We start from the raw sequence: 14,359 nt of genomic DNA on the forward strand, positions 1-14,359 counted from the left end.
ATAGATTGGATTAGCTGGAAGCGAAGGCTCTCTTATAAATGAAGCGACCTCGGGAAACCTGGGCGCCATCAAGAAACACATCCACAACAACCACAATGAAGCGCTTTCCTTCACGAATAATGTTCGGCTTGGCCACCAACGTACCCGCAAAGGCCGGGCGCAAATAATCCAGAGTCATACTTGAACATACTGGCTTATTTTGTTCAGTCTGATTCGCTGTTAAGTGCGCGCCAGCAACAAGCTCCGCGAAGCTTGCGATAATACCGCCATGAAAAGTCTTGATCAGAGGGTTGCCAATGTGCTGCTCGCGAAACGGCATTTTATAGGTTGCTTCGCCATTATCGTCCGAAGCCGTCATACCAAGAAATTTTTCGTATGGTGATACATCGCCGACCACAGTAGAGAGAGCGGTTACCCTTTCTGTTTCGAAGCTGATGATTCCTTCATCATCGATTGTTTTTTTCTTGGAGGGGGCTCTCTTATTGCTAGGATTCACAGATTGATCAAAGGACGGGCCTGCCGTTCCTATCGCAAAACTGCCTGATACCGACGCCAGCAAATTGCCGCCATCACGCCCAAATGCCTCTCCACGGACATAAGCAATATTTTCTTCAACTGCAAAACAGGTGACATTACATGCCACCCCTTCGCCAGCCTCGGGTTTAGCGATGAAATCAACGCGCAAGTCAATTGTCGCAATTGGGCGCATGTCGCCGAGGCGCACAAAAATCGCCAAACCACATGCCGTATCAAGCAAGGTAGCGATGGCTCCCCGATGAAGCTTTCCCTGTTGATCACAAACCTCTTCCACACAAGGCATGCTCATTACCGCGCCATCTTTGGTAATGTCATCCATTGCGATACCAAAAACCCTGAACAACGGATGCCCTGAACCAAAAAAAGCCTTTGCGGCAAGCAGTTCTCTCGGGAGTGATGTCTCAGCTGTCATAGTTAGCAACTTTTTATCAGAATGTTGAAGCGGCATCCGCATACCGGGTCTCTGCAACACGCACAGATTCAATGGCGTCCGTTATTGCCTCTTCAGGGAATGTTTCACTTTCGGACCCCTTTCGCAGACAATCAGCCAGAGCGGACCATGCCGCAGCACTCGTGCGCATCAACTCGACCAAGCCTGCCTCATGTATTTCAGGAACAATTTCACTCGCTTCATCGAGAAATTCTGAATACATCGCTCTAAAGCCGCTGCCCCCCGTTCCACGCTTCTCGATCACTTGATAGGCGAAACGGAGCAACCATTGCCATTTATCCACTGCCTTCCAGCGAGGAAGTTCCTGGATCCAAGTTGTTAGCGCTTGAATACCGTGATTCCTGCTTCCTTGCAGGAGATTATCTGCATTCTTCACAATCGCACTGCGCACGTTATCGGCAGACACCTGAACCGAAACACTTTCGGGTGCGAACAATGAACCATGATGGATAAAGGGTGGCGACAAGGAGAATCTGGCTTCAACCAACTTGTCACGAGGCACCTCTAAAAGCCCTGGGCGCTCGGTATCGCTAACGAGCATCGTCTCGCCCTTCTCGGCTCGCTGCCAGGCGACGATGGCGTGACCGGGGAAATGTGTACTGCTCTTGAAATAAGGAAGGTAAAAAATATCAGTTAAGAGAAGCGCAGGCCGCCCCGCATCAAGATGGGCATCCAGCGCATCGGCGGCAGCACATTTATCTTGCCAAGTTTCCCAGCGAAACGGCACGCCCAGTGTAGAGAACACCGTTTCCTCAAATCCCATTGAACGGACATGGACAATAAACGGGGTGTCCGTGCCTGGTATTTCCACATAAGTAATACCAAGCCCGGCACCCAGCCCGAAGCAGAAAGCTTCCGTCAAATTAAGCCCATGAAACTCCAGCAGGTCTCTGATAGCTGAACTGCCACAGTGACGCCCAGGCCGATGTGTATGAGGAACATCGACGGTACTGGGGACATCCTGCTTGTCTCCATGCATCAGGCTGCCTCACTCACTGGAGCCGGACCGTAAATGGTTTCCGATGCCCGCATCGGATCTCCATGAGTCTCATACTCCGCCAACCACGCGGCAACCTTCTCAGGCATACCGGTATCCCAAGGGTGAAATCCAGGGCGGAACCAAGCGAGGAAATCAGGCAGCATGCCTGTGAGAATACCTTTTCGCCCATAAAGCTTGTTCAGGCCTCGCAGAATCACACCAGGCTGGCGCGTTACGCCATCAAGCTTGAGCATATTCCAAAATACTGGAGCCACGACAAGGTGAACCATCAGGGTCGCAACCACCAACGCAGACGCGCGCGTCAAGTAGCCTCCACCTGCTGCGCCCTGATAAAGATCATAGGCCACGGCCTTGTGCTCTACTTCTTCGACCCCGTGCCACAGAAATAGCGCTCTCATGACGGGGTCAGCCTCGCTAAACATCTCGCTCTTCTCGCTGACCATGGTTTCGCCCAGGGTTGCCGTAAAGTGCTCAAACGCCGCCGTCATGGCGAGCTGATACTTCTTCGGCAGGTACTTTTGTGTGGTGCGAATAAAGGTCCTTAGATTCGCAGTGACCTTATCCACATCCACGCCCTGGCTGGCCATCACATCGTTGAAACGATCATGGACAATCCCGTGCTGACCTTCCTGGCGAATAAAGTGACGAATATCCTCGCTCAGCTGATCATCTGTCACTTGATCCTTGAAGTTACGCACTGACTGGATAAAGAAGCGCTCCCCCTCCGGGAAATGCACTGAGAGGGCATCAAAGAAGCGGGTCAGCACGGGGTCACCGCCATTCCAGTGCCGTGGCACTGACGAGACATCAAAAGCGACTTTGCGCGGCTGAATTGATACAGAACTCATAATTCCTCCAAATAAACAGGCTGTCTACGTAGTGACATCCCTTGATCTTATTTGGCTGAACAACCAAATGTCAATAACCTTAGGTCGCAAGTCTCCTCTGTGAAGCAGTCATTATGCATAAAGCTGCATTTAAATGGTTTTGGAAGTGTGGTCCGACCATGGAAGATACGCTGTATAAAATTGAATCGGTGTGCTGTTTTTCGAATATTTATCTTTCCCGGAATGCCGATGAAACTTCCACCTTGAACTTTCGATGCCTGCGGGATGAGCTGAATCTGTGCAAGATTCTAGTTATTGCAATATCCAGAATCGCAAAGAAAGAAGCGCAAGACTAAGTGATTTATCGCTGAACGTTCTGGAATGCAATCCACGACGAGGAAGACAGCACAGCAATGCGAGACCAGCAAACCAGCGCGCGAACTAACGTGAACATACATTCCGGGTGATTAAAGGTATCTTCGGCTACAGAAAGGTGCCACCTTGGCCAAGCCTAGAATACCAACAGGCTATATACCTTGGCGGGGCCAATAACCTGTTCGGAGTGAAACGGGAGCTGCCGCGCCTGATTGCTGCTTTTCTTGAGCATCATAAAACCGAAAAATGCACGATATTCAGGCCCGCCCTAACTCGTATGAGAATTCACCAAGCAGGTGCTGTCGAGAAGATGAGAGGCATGTTAGGCCGCAGCTCACCAACATCGGCCAACTAAATAGAGAAGAGCGATCGGCGTAGTATCGAACTATCCAAATACTACACAGAAACTTCAACTACCCGCATGAAGAGAAATGCGGCCACTATCCCAGATTTTTTCAACCATATATCACCTCTATGAAGCCAGGAAGGAATGGCCTTCCTGACCCTGTCTCATGGAGGTTTCATGATCATTCAATGTCCGTCCTGCCGTTCCATCCGCGTTGTCGCCCTGCAGAATGGCCGCAAGGTCGGCGGCTCTGTAGGCACGGTTGCAGGTGCCGCCAGCGGCATTGCCATGGCTAGCAGCGGTGCTCGCGTGGGCGCTACGGTCGGCCTGGCGTTTGGCCCTGCCGGGTCCGCCATCGGCGGTATCGCCGGTGCCGTGTTTGGCGGTTTGGCTGGCGGCGTGGCCGGTGGTGAAGCTGGTGCTGCGCTGGGCGCCAAGCTCGACGAGACCTATCTCGACAACCTGGAATGCCTGGATTGCGGACACAGCTTCCGCCTCGATGCCGAGTAAGTCCCACTCTCCCCTTACCACTCACACACCCCTGAAGCCCGCCCAGTGCGGGCTTCTTTATGCCGCTATGGAGGCCTGGATGGATATTCCCACTTTCGTAAAGAACGAGCAGGGCCTGTACCACGTACAGGGCTGCGTGAAGCCTGAGGAGATCGTCAGTACGGCGGCCACCATTCTGCTGGATGAGCTAACCGGTCGGGAATCGCTCACTGCGCCCACCGATGTCGCCCAGTTCCTGCAGATGGCCCTGGCCCAGGAGAAGAACGAGGTCTTCTCCGCCATCTTCCTCAACAACAAGCACAAGGTGCTGGGTTTCGAGACGTTGTTCAACGGCACCATTGATAGCTCCGCTGTTTACCCTCGCGTGGTGGTTCAGCGCGCTCTGGACTGCAATGCCGCAGCCATCATCTTCGCCCACAACCATCCTTCCGGCTGCAGCGAGCCTTCGACTGCCGACCGGCAGATCACCAAACGCCTCAAGGACGCCCTAGCGCTGATCGATGTGCGGGTGCTCGACCACTTTGTGGTGTCCCGTTCTGGCTACGTCAGCCTAGCCGAGCGCGGCTGGCTCTAACCCTGCCCTTTGGGCATTTCTTAGTTATTAGGAGATTCACCATGGCACATCTTGTCGAAAGCATGGCCTATGCAGGCCGTACCCCCTGGCACGGGCTGGGCAACCAGCTCGCCGCCAAACAACCCCTCAATGTCTGGATGCAGGAAGCCGGCATGGATTGGGAGATCCGCGAGACTCCGGTCCGCTTCATCAGCAGCAAGGCTGGCGCCCTCGGGCAGATTTCATCCTTCCCGGATCAGAAGGTTCTGTTCCGCTCAGACAATCAGGCGCCTCTGTCCGTAGTGAGTAACCGCTTCAAGGTGGTTCAGCCCCGGCAGATCCTCGAGTTCTATCGAGATCTCACCGAACAATCCGGCTTTGAGCTGGAAACCGCTGGCGTCCTTAAAGGGGGCCGCAAGCTCTGGGCGCTGGCGCGTACCGGGCAGTCCGGCAGCCTGGCAGGGAATGACCAAACCAACGGCTATGTGCTGCTGGCCACCGCCTGTGACGGCACCCTGGCCACCACGGCTCAGTTCACCAGTATCCGGGTGGTGTGCAATAACACCCTGGCGGTAGCTCTCAATGGCGCAGGGCAGGCAGTGAAGGTCCGCCACAACACCACCTTCGATGCCCAGGCTGTCAAGAAGCAGCTGGGTATCTCCGTCTCTGCCTGGGATGACTTCATGTATCGCCTGAAGGCCCTGAGCGAGCGGCGCATCACCCGCAAGACCGCCGAAAAGGTCATGCGTTCGGTCTTCACCGATGTGAACTACTCATCGGGGGACATGCTGGTGAAGCCTAATGAACAGGCCATGAAGAAGGCCATGGCGTTGTATGACGGGGCCGGTCGCGGCGCGGAGTTGCCGTCAGCCAAGAACACGGCCTACGGCCTGCTCAATGCCGTGACCGAGTTCGTGGACCACGAACGTCGCGCCCACAGTACCGACAACCGACTGGATTCCGCCTGGTTCGGCAAGGGAGCCCAGATCAAGCATCGGGCTCTGAGCCAGACTCTGGAACTGGTGGCCTGACTGATTCCCGACTCATTCTTTTCCCTCGACTAAAGCCCGACCCGCTCTGTGCCGGTCGGGCTTTTTATTGTTTGGAGCCTGACCATGACAGAACGTAATCACGATAGCCGTGTAAACCCAGAAGCCAGACTTTCTGCGCCACCCCTCTCCCCGCATCTGGCCGCCATTTGGGGCGCCTTTCTCCATGAGGGGCTGATGCTGAACAACAACCGCAGCACCCGGCTTCTGGAAGTCTGGGGTAATGGCTGCATCGAGCTGATCAGCACCCTGTGTGATTTCATCCCGGAAATCTGGAAACAGGTGCAGCCCTACTGGTACGGCCCGCAAGGGTTTCCTGGGGTGTTCGAGTACGAGGTGGTGTCCATCCTGGGCGAACAGCTGGGCACCTATCTGCTCGAGAATGACGGCAATCTGCCACCCCATGACGACATCCAACAGATGATCACCGATCTGGTAGTCACCTTCTTCAGTCAAGGCGGCAGTCATGAGATCCCCTCGGATCAGACGCCCCAGACCCATCGGCTGATCAATCTCCATGATCGCTTTACCAAGCGGCTGACCCAACTGGAAGGAGGTCACTCATGAGTACACCCCGCGCTATCAAACCCTCATCCCGTCCGGCCCTGCGCCTGGTGTCCACCAAGGGCATGAACCGGGAACAGTGGCTCAAGGTCCGCAAGCAAGGTATCGGGGCCAGCGATGCCGCTGCGGCGGTGGGGCTCAACCCGTATCAGTCGCCCCTGGAGCTGTGGATGATCAAGACCGGTCGGGATGGCCTGTTACCAGCTCCTAATCCGGACGACATCCATACCCCGCTGTACTGGGGCAACCTGCTTGAACCCAAGGTGGCCGAGGCCTATGCCAAGGCGACGGGCAACAAGGTCCGGCGAGTGAATGCCGTGCTCCAGCACCCGGATGCGGACAAGTCCTGGATGCTGGCCAATCTGGATTATTCCGTTGTGGGCAATCCAGAGGTGCAGATCCTGGAATGCAAAACCACTGGCCTTAATGGCGCCAGGCTCTGGGCCGAGGGGGTACCGGAGTACATCCAGTGTCAGGTACAGCATCAGCTGGCCGTCACCGGCAAGCAGGCGGCGGACGTGGCGGTGCTGATCTGCGGGCAGGAATTGCAGATACACCGCATCGAGCGGGATGAAACCGTCATCAAGCAACTGATCGAGCTGGAGCGGGCATTTTGGCACTTGGTAGAAACCGATACACCACCCGACGCCGATGGCTCCGACTCCGCCGACCAGTCATTGCGAGCGCTCTACCCTCGTGATGATGGCGAAGCCCTGGATCTCATTGAAGACACCGCACTCAACGGCGACTTCAGTGAGATGCTGGATATCCGGGAACGCTTGGCCCGTCTGGCCGAACGGGAAGCCCGGCTCAAGCAACGCATCCAGCAACGCATGGGTGACGCCGCTCGGGCTTACTTCATCGACGGCCAGGTGAGCTGGAAGCGCAGCAAGGACAGTACGGTGCTCGATACTGACGCCCTGCTCAAGGCTCAGCCCGCGCTACTGCAGCAATTCCCCAAGCATCGGGCCGGCAGCCGCCGGTTCCTGGTCAAGGCCACCACCTGATCGTTCTCGCATCACCTCATTCAACACGCCAGCCTAAAAGCATAAACGCCGGGCCCTGCCCGGCGGCTGTGCGTTTTTTATAACAGGAGACTCCCATGATCAAAGGACTCGCCATTACTCCACCCGTAATTGGCCGTATCAGTATTGGCCGCATGGTGGAAAAGAACGGCAAGCGTCTGCCGGAGAAAGACGACCAATTCACCATTACTACCCAGATCCAGACCCGGGAGGGCTGGCTACCGCACCCACTGGATGAGGCTCTGCGCCAGGAGGGTCAGGGCAAGAAACTACGCAGCATTCCCGTCACCCTGCCCTTCAATGATCCGGACCTGAATCTGCGGGCGGAGTACACCTTCTTCGAGCGCAAGAGTGGCCGGCCCCTGTGCAGTGGCGACGGTGAGAGCTGTCGACGCCGCACCGACCAGGGCCTGGAACAACTGCCCTGCCCGTCACCCGACCTATGCGAATTCGGCGCCCACGATCTGTGCAAGCCCTACGGACGGCTGTATGTACGGATCGGGGAAGAGGATGAACTGGGCTGCTTCGTGTTCCGGACCACTGGCTACAACAGCATCCGCACCTTGGCGGCCCGGCTACGCTACTTCCACGCCATCAGTGGTGGCAACCTAGCCACACTGCCTCTGGAATTGAAGCTACGCGGGAAGAGCACCACCCAGAGTCACCGGGCACCGATCTACTACGTGGATCTGACACTGCGCGCAGAGCAATCCATGGTGGAGGCCGTCAGCCACGCCAGGGAAGCGGCCAAGGTCAGGGAAAGCCAGGGCATTCACCAGGCAGAATTGGACAAGGTAGCCCATGCCGGCCTGCTCAACGCTCAGTTCGAATACTCGGAGGAGGAAGGGTTACAGGTTGTGGAGGAGTTCGTGCCGGAAGGCACTGCCCCACCCGGCAATGCTCAACCACAGCCCGTACAGGGACTCAGCCAGAAGCTGGCCGGGAAACAGGCAGGTTAATCAATCATGGCCAGCAGGCCTTTGCGACGTTTGGCAGTCAGACGCCGGTAGCCCTTGAGTAGTTGGGCTTCGGCGTCATTGCGTACCTGGGCGTCATACTTGGACTTCAGCTCTGAGGCACCCTCAACCTGATCGCCGCAGATCAGATGATCCAGCGATACACCGAGGACCGCCTTCAACTTCGGCAGTAAACGAAATCCGGGCGAATCACGGCCATTTTCCCAGGCGGATATCGTGGATTTGGTCACATGAAGCTCGTCGCCCAACTGCTCCTGGGTCAGACCCAACGCCAACCTTGCCGCCTTCAGGCGCTCGGGAAAGCTCATCACGCCCACTCCATCAATCTGATAGAGCAACGCTACGGCAGTGCCATACCTCTGTCGTACCGGAATACTTGACCCTTAAGGTATAGCATTGCAATACTTTGCGAGTCTTGAATTACATAACACTCAAACTGAGACACACCTTCCAAACCAGCGAACACAGCGCCTGAGCGAGACCGCTCTTCCCAGGCACAGCACTCGACCTGTGCTTGGCTAAAAACCATGGAAGGACAGCCACTACAAGGAATGAACAATGGAAAATAGCACCACGGGGAACGAGATCTGGTTCTACGAACTCAACGGAGAAAGGAAGGGAGGCATCTCTGAAACCGATCTCATCACCCTGATCAGGAACGGCACACTGCGCCACGGATCATCCGTCTGGAAGAAGGGATTCGCGGACTGGACCAGCATCGAAGAAACCCAGCTACGAGAGCACCTTGATGACACGGCCCCACCGCCGCTAACCGGCGCCAAAGTCAACAACACCGTTGTATGGATTCTGGCGTTCGCCCCACTGATTGGTCTCACCCTGGAATATTTTGTGGCCTACATGGTTCACAGCAGCGAGTACCGTGCCGAGCAAGCCGTTGCCAGCGGCCATTTCATTTACATCACCCTGATTCTGAATATCGCCCTGTCTTTCCTGGATGAAAAGAGACTCAAGCAAGCCGGCACTGACACCAGCACATTTGGTGGATGGGTGTGGCTGGTGCCCGTCTATCTCTACCAACGATCCCAAGCCCTGAAGCAGAACCTGGCGTACTTCATCGTCTGGATCGTCTGCTTCCTCTTAATTGTGGTTGGTGCTTAAGCCAATCACCTCATGGAACGATTTTAAAAGGGAACCATCATGAAAAACCTCAAAGTAGCCCTAGCATGCATTTCCCTGGCAGCCCTATCCGGATGTTCTTCTGAAATAGACGTCATTCGGGAAGGGCGCCTTGAATTACTCCCTGAATATACGGTTGGCCAGGCGCTGGATAACCGTAAGCTTTGTGAGAGCACAGACTGGTCTGTCATTGAGGACGAACGGGGCCGAGATGTCGTTCGTTACACCTGTGATTTCAAGGACATAGAAAAGAATTACAGGGATACAGCAAATGAAATGATCGATGCTGCAAAAAACGACAGCAGGCTGATCACATTGCAGGAAAGGTTAAACGAACTCGAATCAGAAATAGCGAGAGAAAAACAGCTATTAAAGAAAGCCCAAGATCATATCGATAGCGGGAATTCTTGGACTGAAACGAAAACAGAAAACGGCTCCGGCTACACGGTTTGGCCTCGTGTCAAACAGCAATCAATAGCCGATATTGAGAATCACGAAAGAGAGATCCGGAGCATAAAAAACCAGATCTCGATGATTGAAAAAGAAAACCAGGACTCCCTCTCTCTGGCTCAGGAGACTCTTGATAAATACAAAGGAGCCAGGGCCTTTGAAACCATTGACTGGGTAGTAATGGAGGACGGCAGTTTCATGGTCCTTTCCGGCAGCATGCATCACACCAACATATTCAAGGGCGTCATCGAGGAAACACCCCACGAAAATATACAGTCCGCCCTCTACCTTATCTACAACGAAAACTTCGACACGCTATTTGCTTATGAAGATGCGCTACAGCAGATAGCGGAGCTTTGATCATACTTCAACAAGAACCATTCGCTGACTTGAACGGGCAGCAAATCTGCCCGTTTTATCAACTCCTCAAACAAGGAAAACTCAATGAGCAAAGATATTGACATCGAAAAATATACCTCCGAAGACATCACTACTGAAAAGCTCTCTGAACTCATTGCCAAGAAAGCTTCCTTTCAAATTGTCGCGGTCAAGAACATCAGCTCCGTGGTAAACAAAGTCGAGGGCGCTATTGAAAAGAAAGGACTACGTTGCCGCGTGTACACGGAATACAGAGCGGCCTCCTTAGCCAGCTTCGCTATCCCGACCGGCTTTACCCAGGTTACTGGCTTTGCCTCAGTGATTGGCATCGCCGCTCATAACCTCGCCACTTTCAACCCTGATTATGAGATAGGTAAGAACAAACCTGCCGGCAAAGTCACCGTCATTTACAAAAAGGACTGATTCTCCACAGAATCAGTTAGTCGATCAGCCCACTTCAGGTTGGTGCACAAACTCTTCTTATACATATTCGGGATGGCAAAACCCTACAACATCAAGAGAATTTGCGAACTCGAAACAACGGCAAAGAAGATCAGTAACCCATGTCCTGATTTTGGGCTTGCTCGGCTAGGGAACGCATGGCTTCCTGACTCTGCTCATCCCGTCTTACTTCGATCAAAAGCTGATCCCAATCATCGGGAGGGTGGCCATTTTTCAACATCTTGCGGAAAACCCGGTAGGCATCATCGGAGCTCTCATACGCCCGCTTGGTGCCCTCATCATTTACCCAAGCATAGACAATCACCTTGCTTGAGGCGTGATAACGAAAGAATAACCGGTATTGCTGAAAAAACTTCGCGCGGAACCAGTGCTTGTGATCAGCGCCAAGCGTACCACCCTGACGGTACTCCGGCCTTGCAGGGTCCTGCGGGATAACCTCGAATGCTAACTTGGCAATCGCAGCCAATCGCTTGGTAGCATTTTTCTTGGCGAACCCCTCGGCATTTTTTTCTTTGTGACTTTCGACTTGTCTTGCCAGGGTTTCAAGCTATTCCATAAATAATGGGTGAGCGTAAACCGCCCACCCACTGATAGTTAGAGTGGTCGATTGCCTCCCACTCATTCATCGTCTTCCTGTAAAGGCGCATCCAGATCAACCTCGACACCCTTCGTCAGCGACTGAATACGCTGCATTAACGCATCCTCAACCGCAAGGATGTGCTCCGGATGCTCGGCGATATCAATCGCCAGGAAATCCAGGAACGACCCCAGAGCCGGGTCATCGCCTTCGCTGGTAGCCCGGGTCAAGACCACTTCGCCATTCTGGCGGATGACATACTGAATTTTGTCTCGCTTGTTGAGCTTGAGAGCACGGCGAACCGTTTCCGGCACGGTGGTCTGATACCGATCTGTCAGCGTGGATTCGACTTCAAGCGTGGCCATGGCCGCCTCCTGCACTATGTGGGATGACACGCAAATGGTAATGCAACCGCATTACCAAAGACATCACCCTGCCTGATCCCTCTCTCCAATTCTCTCCAGAATCCAGGACTCCACCTCGTCCGAGACCCATCCCGTTGCACGGGCACCCAACGGAACCGGCTTTGGAAAGACCCCGTCCGCAATCAGCTTGTAAATGTAGGACCGTCCCAAGCCGGTGGTATCCATCACTTCTTTCAAACGCATGATTCTCATGAGCAATCTCCTTCATCTCATGAGATGCGGCATGTTGGTAAAATAAGACTGGGCGGACGACCACCCAGCCTCTCATCTCCTACCGGCTACAACGCAGATTCCGGCTTCCGTCTCCGAATTGCTTTGTCTCCTGCTTGGCAAAGTAGCTAAGACGATTGAATAGCCCCGCTATCTGGCTATCGCACTCCATAGACCCACGCCTGACCCAGTACACTCCGCCTTCACAGAAGTGCACCAGCCCCACAGCCTGCTCCATGCTCAAGCCCAGCGCCCTGGACCAGGCAAGTACGATTTTCTTGGCCAAACTGTCGGCTTCCCCGGCAGCAGGATCTACCGGCAAGTCAGGGTCGAAATCCTGAGCTCCGGCCCTGCACCCCTCTGGCATCCGCCCCAATCCCCGGTAGCACTCTCCATTCAGAAAGAGACACAGGTGGTAATGGTGATGGAAGGCATCTGCCGTCTCCTTCACACAGACATAGCCAACCTTGCAAGCAGGCCCTCGGCGCCCCTCTCGTCTACGCCGATCCATATCAGCATCAATCTGTGCTTGCAGGGACTGGATAAAGAAACCAAACAGATCGCCATCACGCATGTAGCCGTGCCTTGGCAATTTCAGATCCACCCTTACGGCCATTGTCCTGGCTTGGCGGTCTGCCTCTCGCTCCATGGCCTGATGAATTCTTTCCAGATACGGAATGAACAGCGGTCCCCGCTGTAGCTGGACGTCATATCCATTCCAGGGGCCAGAGTGGTGAAGGGTAAGGTTGGTGTTCTCGGGATGACGCTTTCTCATGATTACCTCTTAAGAAATGAGGAGGGAATTCTCCATAAGAGGTAGCTATCGAGTAATTATTAATGAAGTTATGTGCTTTGGTCATACTTATCAATGAGTTACGATATACAGTAAATATCCAAGAGGCCAACCTGCCTTATCATTACTATTACCGTTTCCACAAAGCTGAACGAGCCGCAGCATCTCTGAGCTGTAGACTGCAGCCCACTCAAAGGTTAAACCAAATCAATCGCCTTCAGTGGGAGGGGCTCCGGTGACCAAATTGCTGAAACTCGCATCTTCAGCCAGGCCGGATCCATGTGATTTATTCAGAGGATATCTCTTCCCGACACCTCGCAACCCCCATAATTCGGCCTGAGCACCTAACTCTTGCTCTTTCCCCGCATGCCTCCTGTACGATTGCCTATATAGCCGCCTTCCCAGATCAGGCAGCATGCTCACTTTCCAGCACTCCCCCCTCATCTCGTCAGGAATCCCTTCACCAGATAAGACAATAGGAGTAACCACGTGAGCGTCCCGCACTTCAAATAGTGGCAGTATAAGGCAACGTGCCCCTGACATGACCACCCTCCAGATCTCCGCATCCGAAACCAAAACTTCCCATACCCTGACTGCCTCGTGGATTGAAGCACAGACAATCGCATCCACCACAGCCAAAGGTGCCTGAGCCGCCTTGGTACCCAAATGCTGCCTTATTTCGGTCCGAAGCTCTCCATTTTCATCATTACCATCCCAGCCTCCATGATGTAGGCAACTATTAACAATCAGGCTGGCATATCGGTTGATGAGCATCTGCAGGTATCGGGAAAATCTCTCACTGGGAGTATCTCGAAAGTTCTCATGCAAGTTGCAAGGAGCCCTCAACTCTCCCCTTGCAGTAAAAGCCCTCTCAAACTCCATGGCCGTCTGGGTGCTAGGTAGTATTCCCGTATCACCTGCTCTCCACCTAGCCGATTTATTAGCCTCCCTCGCCTCCTTCTGCTGCAAACTACCAATCACTTTGGCTGCGTTGTACATACCAAAAGCCGTACGGTACCGATTCTCTTTACTACTTAGTTTGGCCTCCCTGATTAGAAAGCAGGCAGCGCCACCTATACCCATAAAGTCAGGGTGAGCGAGGTTAATGAAATATGCGCCTTTCGACATTCCCAACAAATACCTCCCGGTTACTCCTGCAACCCTGCTTCGAAGGTATCCACGCTGCATCAGCGTACTCAACTGGGATCTCAATCCGTCATCGGTCAGGCCCGCCAAGCGCTTCAGATCACTCCCCCCAACCCCATATACTGCGCCCGCTGAATTGGACCCAACCAGCAGCGCCGCCAGCACCAAACGATTGTAGGGAGTCAACCATTTCTGGCCTGGTTTGCCTGTATCATCTACGGTCGCAGTTAACACATGTTCAGCAAGACTGCGGAGCTCAACGACCGGCTGCTCACTTTCCAGACCAGCAAGCGCTTCCTCAAGCTGAGGCTCCAACTCCAAGCACCTCCTTCTTTTTCCCAGCCCCCCATCGACAAATCGTTTCTGTAACACCCCGCTCTCAGACAACTCCCGGATTGCTTTACTCACCACCCTGTCGTTTAGCTTAAAGCGCTCGACATAGTCCTGGACTGTAAACGCAACGCCACGCCCCTCATCGTCGCAAAGCAGCCGATACAAGAAGTAACGGGTTGGCCCTGCAATAGACGCGAGACCATTCCGCCGATCAAATTCCGCTGATGTTCCTAG

Annotated in this window: 18 protein-coding genes; 9 read left to right on the forward strand and 9 right to left on the reverse strand. The window is 54.1% G+C overall.

Features of this window, described 5'->3' with window-relative positions; genetic code table 11:
• Window positions 1-10: 10 nt before the first annotated feature.
• From A0251_RS00730 to A0251_RS00740, 3 genes are read right to left on the reverse strand one after another with little or no spacing between them, the layout of a single operon-like run.
• Window positions 11-991 carry a PaaI family thioesterase gene (locus A0251_RS00730; protein ID WP_231866193.1) on the reverse strand — a complete coding sequence of 327 codons (981 nt, stop codon included), beginning with the start codon at window positions 989-991 and terminating at the stop codon, window positions 11-13.
• A complete protein-coding gene (locus tag A0251_RS00735; protein ID WP_052042942.1) occupies window positions 966-1,967 on the reverse strand; it encodes a BtrH N-terminal domain-containing protein in 1,002 nt (333 codons plus the stop codon). The genes A0251_RS00730 and A0251_RS00735 overlap by 26 nt, the downstream gene beginning before the upstream one ends.
• Complete coding sequence (locus tag A0251_RS00740) at window positions 1,967-2,836, reverse strand: metal-dependent hydrolase (protein WP_035248744.1); 870 nt, start codon at window positions 2,834-2,836, stop codon at window positions 1,967-1,969. Before A0251_RS00740 ends, A0251_RS00735 begins: the two co-directional genes overlap by 1 nt.
• 877 nt (window positions 2,837-3,713) lie before the next feature.
• Here A0251_RS00740 and A0251_RS00745 point away from each other — a divergent pair.
• The 6 genes from A0251_RS00745 to A0251_RS00770 all read left to right on the forward strand — a co-directional run bounded on the left by A0251_RS00745 (window position 3,714) and on the right by A0251_RS00770 (window position 8,196).
• Window positions 3,714-4,046, forward strand: a complete 333-nt coding sequence (locus A0251_RS00745) for a membrane protein (protein WP_035248785.1) — start codon at window positions 3,714-3,716, stop codon at window positions 4,044-4,046.
• Between the two features lie 79 nt (window positions 4,047-4,125).
• Window positions 4,126-4,620, forward strand: a complete 495-nt coding sequence (gene radC / locus A0251_RS00750) for a DNA repair protein RadC (RefSeq protein WP_062814930.1) — start codon at window positions 4,126-4,128, stop codon at window positions 4,618-4,620.
• 41 nt (window positions 4,621-4,661) lie between these two features.
• Window positions 4,662-5,630: a DUF932 domain-containing protein gene (locus A0251_RS00755; RefSeq protein WP_062814931.1), complete on the forward strand. Its 969-nt coding sequence runs from the start codon at window positions 4,662-4,664 to the stop codon at window positions 5,628-5,630.
• Window positions 5,631-5,714: 84 nt separating this feature from the next.
• The gene (locus tag A0251_RS00760; protein ID WP_231874134.1) at window positions 5,715-6,215 is read left to right on the forward strand and encodes a hypothetical protein; all 501 of its coding nucleotides are present in this window, start codon (window positions 5,715-5,717) and stop codon (window positions 6,213-6,215) included.
• Window positions 6,212-7,219 (forward strand): YqaJ viral recombinase family protein, encoded by a 1,008-nt coding sequence (locus A0251_RS00765; RefSeq protein WP_062814933.1) that lies wholly within the window; start codon window positions 6,212-6,214, stop codon window positions 7,217-7,219. Before A0251_RS00760 ends, A0251_RS00765 begins: the two co-directional genes overlap by 4 nt.
• A gap of 95 nt (window positions 7,220-7,314) precedes the next feature.
• The gene (locus A0251_RS00770) at window positions 7,315-8,196 is read left to right on the forward strand and encodes a hypothetical protein (protein WP_062814934.1); all 882 of its coding nucleotides are present in this window, start codon (window positions 7,315-7,317) and stop codon (window positions 8,194-8,196) included.
• Here A0251_RS00770 and A0251_RS00775 read toward each other — a convergent pair.
• The gene (locus A0251_RS00775; RefSeq protein WP_062814935.1) at window positions 8,193-8,522 is read right to left on the reverse strand and encodes a helix-turn-helix domain-containing protein; all 330 of its coding nucleotides are present in this window, start codon (window positions 8,520-8,522) and stop codon (window positions 8,193-8,195) included. The genes A0251_RS00770 and A0251_RS00775 overlap by 4 nt on opposite strands.
• A gap of 250 nt (window positions 8,523-8,772) precedes the next feature.
• Between A0251_RS00775 and A0251_RS00780 the strand changes: the two genes are divergently transcribed.
• The 3 genes from A0251_RS00780 to A0251_RS00790 all read left to right on the forward strand — a co-directional run bounded on the left by A0251_RS00780 (window position 8,773) and on the right by A0251_RS00790 (window position 10,602).
• Complete coding sequence (locus A0251_RS00780; protein WP_062814936.1) at window positions 8,773-9,333, forward strand: DUF4339 domain-containing protein; 561 nt, start codon at window positions 8,773-8,775, stop codon at window positions 9,331-9,333.
• 39 nt (window positions 9,334-9,372) lie between these two features.
• Window positions 9,373-10,161: a hypothetical protein gene (locus A0251_RS00785; protein WP_062814937.1), complete on the forward strand. Its 789-nt coding sequence runs from the start codon at window positions 9,373-9,375 to the stop codon at window positions 10,159-10,161.
• Window positions 10,162-10,245: 84 nt separating this feature from the next.
• Window positions 10,246-10,602, forward strand: coding sequence for a hypothetical protein (locus A0251_RS00790; RefSeq protein WP_035249895.1), 357 nt, complete (start codon window positions 10,246-10,248; stop codon window positions 10,600-10,602).
• A 130-nt stretch (window positions 10,603-10,732) separates the two neighbouring features.
• Here A0251_RS00790 and A0251_RS00795 read toward each other — a convergent pair whose 3' ends face one another.
• From A0251_RS00795 to A0251_RS00815, 5 genes are all read right to left on the reverse strand, one after another.
• Entirely contained in the window at window positions 10,733-11,179 is a 447-nt protein-coding gene (locus tag A0251_RS00795) for a type II toxin-antitoxin system YhaV family toxin (RefSeq protein WP_231874144.1), read from the reverse strand.
• Between the two features lie 80 nt (window positions 11,180-11,259).
• Window positions 11,260-11,583: a type II toxin-antitoxin system PrlF family antitoxin gene (locus tag A0251_RS00800; RefSeq protein ID WP_062814938.1), complete on the reverse strand. Its 324-nt coding sequence runs from the start codon at window positions 11,581-11,583 to the stop codon at window positions 11,260-11,262.
• 63 nt (window positions 11,584-11,646) lie between these two features.
• A complete protein-coding gene (locus tag A0251_RS00805) occupies window positions 11,647-11,835 on the reverse strand; it encodes an AlpA family transcriptional regulator (protein WP_035249891.1) in 189 nt (62 codons plus the stop codon).
• A gap of 79 nt (window positions 11,836-11,914) precedes the next feature.
• Window positions 11,915-12,628 carry an inovirus Gp2 family protein gene (locus A0251_RS00810; protein ID WP_035249889.1) on the reverse strand — a complete coding sequence of 238 codons (714 nt, stop codon included), beginning with the start codon at window positions 12,626-12,628 and terminating at the stop codon, window positions 11,915-11,917.
• Window positions 12,629-12,853: 225 nt separating this feature from the next.
• A complete protein-coding gene (locus tag A0251_RS00815; protein WP_156478204.1) occupies window positions 12,854-14,200 on the reverse strand; it encodes a hypothetical protein in 1,347 nt (448 codons plus the stop codon).
• Window positions 14,201-14,359 lie beyond the last annotated feature (159 nt).

The sequence above is a fragment of the Alcanivorax sp. NBRC 102024 genome (genome assembly GCF_001602235.1).
In the GTDB taxonomy this organism is placed as follows: domain Bacteria; phylum Pseudomonadota; class Gammaproteobacteria; order Pseudomonadales; family Alcanivoracaceae; genus Alcanivorax.